2 protein-coding genes and 2 pseudogenes are annotated in these 3,015 nt (G+C 71.3%); 3 read left to right on the top strand and 1 reads right to left on the bottom strand.

Annotated features, from left to right (window positions below; translation table 11 throughout):
• Window positions 1-183 precede the first annotated feature (183 nt).
• On the top strand, window positions 184-627 hold the full coding sequence (locus QL983_RS07980) for a DUF3151 domain-containing protein (protein WP_230260464.1): 444 nt from the start codon (window positions 184-186) through the stop codon (window positions 625-627).
• A gap of 8 nt (window positions 628-635) precedes the next feature.
• On the top strand, window positions 636-1,277 hold the full coding sequence (locus QL983_RS07975; RefSeq protein WP_087115174.1) for a thymidine kinase: 642 nt from the start codon (window positions 636-638) through the stop codon (window positions 1,275-1,277).
• Between the two features lie 178 nt (window positions 1,278-1,455).
• Here QL983_RS07975 and QL983_RS07970 read toward each other — a convergent pair.
• Window positions 1,456-2,685, bottom strand: a pseudogene (locus tag QL983_RS07970) (TIGR00366 family protein); the annotation flags it as partial.
• 97 nt (window positions 2,686-2,782) lie between these two features.
• On the opposite strand from QL983_RS07970, the pseudogene QL983_RS07965 reads away from it, so the two are divergent.
• Window positions 2,783-3,015, top strand: a pseudogene (locus QL983_RS07965) (transposase); the annotation flags it as partial.

Raw genomic sequence — 3,015 nt, 5'->3', positions numbered from 1 at the left:
TACCGCCGCGGCGCCCAGCGGATCGGCGGCCCGGCCCCGGGAGCGTGGGGCTGCGGACGGACGCTGCGCCTACGGTACCGGACCGTCCTGGACGCGGGGACGGCGACGGCGACCCGTCCGGCGTCCGGCGCCGTCGATAGACTCGGCCGCGACCGCATCGTCCGCGAGGAGAAGAGGCATCCCATGTCCGAGTCCCTGATCGGCAAGAACCTGATGGAGCCGCCGGCCACGCACCTGCCGGAGGAGCCGGAGGTGCTGGCCCGGCTCGAGGCCGGTGACCTGCCCGAGGACATCGTGCCGGTGGCGCCCGAGTCCTCCCTGGTGTGGGCGCTCATGGCGGAGGACGCGTGGGCCGAGGGTCGGACCGTGGACTCCTATGCGTACGCCCGCGTCGGCTACCACCGGGGCCTGGACGCGCTGCGCCGGGCGGGGTGGCGCGGCGCCGGCCCGGTGCCGTACGCCCATGAGCCCAACCGCGGCTTCCTGCGCGCCCTGTACGCGCTGGGCCGCGCGGCCGCCGGGATCGGGGAGTCCGAGGAGGTCGAGCGCATCCGCACCTTCCTGCGGGACTCGGACCCCACGGCCGCGGAGCAGATCGAGGCCGACCAGGGCCGCGCCCAGGGCTGAGCGGAGCCGTGGCCAAGCTCTACTTCCGCTACGGGGCCATGAACTCCGGCAAGTCCACGGGCCTGCTGCAGGCCGCCTTCAACTACGAGGAGCGCGGCCAGCGGGTGCTGCTGGCCAAGCCGGAGGTCGACGTGAAGGGGGAGGGCGACGTCGTGTCCCGCCTCGGTGTGACCCGCGCCGTGGACTTCCTCGTCCCGGCGGGAGCGGACGTGCGGGAGCTGTTCCGCCGGCACGCCACCGGTGACGACCCGGACGCCCTCGTGGGGCACGTGGAGGCTCCGCCCGTGGCGTGTCTGCTCGTGGACGAGGCACAGTTCCTCGAGCCGGCGCAGGTGGACGACCTGCTGCGCATCGCCGTGCTCGACGGCGTCCCCGTGATCGCCTACGGGCTGCGCACCGACTTCCGCACCCGCTCCTTCCCGGGCTCCGCGCGGCTGCTGGAGCTGGCGCACTCCCTCGAGGAGCTGAAGACCATCTGCCGGTGCGGCCGGAAGGCGGTGTTCAACACGCGCAAGGTCGTGGACCCGACCACGGGCGCCGAGCACTTCGTGTTCGAGGGGGACCAGGTGGCGATCGACGGTGTTCAGGTGACCTACGAGTCTCTGTGCGGCACGTGCTACCTGGCCGAGTCCGGCGGTGCACTGGGCTGAGGCGGCCATTGCCAGGCAACTGCCAGGCTGCGTGACGGCTGCGCCCATGCTCGGTTCGTACGGTGGAACCACTTCATCGAGGTGCGAGTGATGAAGGTGCGAGTGATGACAGGCGAAGGGCCCCGGTGATCCCGGGGTCCTTCGTCTGTCCGGACCCGGCCCGCATCGGCCGGCCGGCTCAGAGCGAGACGAGCAGGAGTGTGCCGCCGAAGACGAGCCCCGACGCGAGCAGCACGACCGTGGTGTACCCCAGGATGTCGCGCATCTTCAGGCCGGCGATCGCCAGAAGGGGGATCGCCCAGAACGGCTGGATCATGTTGGTCCACTGGTCGCCGTAGGAGACGGCCATGATGGTGATGGCCGGGTCCACGCCGAGCGCGTCGCCGGCCTGGAGCATGATCGGGCCCTGCACGGCGAACTGTCCGCCGCCGGAGGGGACGAAGAAGTTCACGAGGCCCGCGGCCAGGAACGCCAGCAGGCCGAACGTCACCGGGTTCGAGATCGCCACGAAGGCGTCCGAGAGCACCGCCACCAGGCCGGTGGTCGTCATCATGCCGAGGATGCCCGCGTAGAGGGGGAACTGCAGCAGGATCTCGCCCACGTTGGACGCGGCCCCCTGGGTGAGGCCGATCAGCTCGTGCGGGCTGCGCACCAGCAGCAGGATCAGCGCGAGGAAGGACCAGTTGACGATGTCCAGGGTGAGGGTGCCGCCGCCGACGAAGTGCATCACCAGATAGGTCACGAGCATGGCGCCGACGAGGAGCGTGGGGACACGGGAGGCGTCGAGACGGTCCGCCGGCGTCTCGATCTCCGGTGCGGACACCGCGTCCTGGTCCCGCGCGTCGATCTCCAGCTCCACGATCCGGTCCCCGGCGCGCGGGGCGACGAGGAACAGGGCCAGGGCCACGACGAGCACGGTCACCACGGCGGCGGTGATGTTCCACCAGGAGAAGGTGGTCTCCGAGACCGGGACCGTCCGGCCGTCCAGGCTCTCCGTGAGGAACGAACCGGGGGTGGCGGCCGTCAGCGGGCCGGAGCCCGAGTACCCCATGTGCCACACCACGAACCCGGAGAACCCGGCGGCCACCAGCATCGGGAAGTGCAGGACCAGCCCGCGCTCACGGGCCTGCGCCGCGACCTCCTTGGCCAGCAGCGCACCGACCACCAGGCCCAGGCCCCACGTGATGAGGGAGGCCGCCGCCGCCACCACGAACACGAAGATGTAGGCGGCCAGGGGCGTGCGGGGAATGCTGGCGAGCCGGGCGAGCAGGCGGCGCACCGGACCGGTGTTCGCCAGGATGTGGCCGAGCATGAGCACGAGCGCCATCTGCGTGATGAACGCCAGCAGTCCGGACAGGCCGTCACCCCAGCCCACGACGACGTCGGCCGGCCCGGCCGGAGTGAGCAGCGAGGACCTCCTCTGTTGTGAGGCGGGCCTCGGCGCTGGAGATGGCCTAGGGCGTGTCTGAGAATGGCTCCAGGGACCCGCTGAGATCCGGGGAGCCATGTCCCGGTTGCACGTCGTCTCCGATGCCCGATCGGAGCTGATCGCCCCGCTGCTCCAGACCGCACGGGCCGGCAGGGTCGACCCTTCTCGAATGTCCACACGATGGTCGAAGCGATCATCTGCCGGTGCAGGTGCGGGACTCCGTGGCGGGATCTGCCCGAGGTCAACGGGCCCTGGCAGACCGCGTGGACCTGGCATCGACGCAGGGTGTGGGCACTGGTCTGTCCGGGG

This window comes from Micrococcus sp. APC 4021, from assembly GCF_030407635.1.
Classification (GTDB): Bacteria; Actinomycetota; Actinomycetes; order Actinomycetales; family Micrococcaceae; genus Micrococcus; species Micrococcus luteus.
The sequence above is the reverse complement of the archived record's forward strand: the minus strand, read 5'-3'. Positions and strand labels throughout refer to the sequence as shown.

Excerpts from the sequence above, each read along its gene's own strand:
- QL983_RS07980 (WP_230260464.1), top strand. The coding sequence starts at position 184 with ATGTCCGAGTCCCTGATCGGCAAGAACCTGATGGAGCCGCCGGCCACG.